Raw genomic sequence first — 255 nt, forward strand, 5'->3', positions numbered from 1 at the left:
GTGCGCAAGTATGGTGGCAAGCTGTTGATCAAGCCAGCCAAAGCAAACGTTCAGCGCTTTCTGCGTAAGCTGCGGGAAACCGTGAAGGCCAGTGCGACGCTGCGACACGACGAGTTGATACGCAAGCCCAATCCATTGCTTCGAGGATGGGCGAACTATCACCGGCATGGTGTATCGAAGCGCATCTTTGCTGAAGTTAGTCACGCGGTTTGGCAATGTCTGTGGCGCTGGGCGCGGCGTCGGCATCCGAACAAA

General features: G+C 56.5%; 1 protein-coding gene. It reads left to right on the forward strand.

Annotation, left to right across the window (positions count from 1 at the left end):
- On the forward strand, positions 1–255 hold a 255-nt coding region (locus tag AB4Y40_RS42980), incomplete at both ends, for a group II intron maturase-specific domain-containing protein (protein ID WP_368693001.1).

Source organism: Paraburkholderia sp. EG287B (assembly GCF_040965595.1).
Taxonomy (GTDB): Bacteria; Pseudomonadota; Gammaproteobacteria; order Burkholderiales; family Burkholderiaceae; genus Paraburkholderia.